This window comes from Neisseria sp. P0021.S007, assembly GCF_051956855.1.
In genome coordinates this window covers 1-486 of sequence record NZ_JBQCXA010001408.1, presented here as the reverse complement: position 1 = coordinate 486, position 486 = coordinate 1, and the positions used below count along the sequence as shown (strand labels likewise).

Sequence of the window (486 nt, the reverse complement as noted above, 5' to 3'; positions counted from 1 at the left end):
GCACCAAAATACCGTCCACTTCCGCGTTCGCGTTCAATTCATCAATCAGTTTCAATAAATCTTCCTGAGAAGTTGACGCAGGCAGTTCATAAGACAAAGACCGGATGCCGCATTTTTGGCAGGCGGATTTCTTGTTGCGGACATATACCGCGCTGGCAGGATTGTCCCCGACCAATACTACCGCCAAACAAGGCGCACGCAATCCCGACTCAAGCCGTTTGGCTACCGCAGCGGACACCAGCTGCAAACGTTCCTGCGATATTTTCTTACCGTCAATCAATTGAGCTGTCATGAAAGTTCCATTCGGTTATGAATAAATAGCAAGGGCAATTATCGCATTTTTAAACCGATTTGGCAGTCGGATAACAGCAAAAACCGGAGCCATATTTTTGAACTGTATTACACCCGGTATGAAGTAGGTAAAAAATTAAATTTTAAATAAAAATAAACAGATAATTTAGGAAAAAGAAAAAATAGCTCAAATTG

The 486-nt window shown here is 42.4% G+C and carries 1 protein-coding gene; it reads right to left on the bottom strand.

Going from position 1 to position 486, the window contains the following annotated elements:
* Window positions 1-292 (bottom strand): tetrahydrofolate dehydrogenase/cyclohydrolase catalytic domain-containing protein (locus ACTHUR_RS19425; protein ID WP_440400428.1); only part of this gene is annotated, 292 nt, incomplete at its 3' end.
* Between the last annotated feature and the right edge of the window lie 194 nt (window positions 293-486).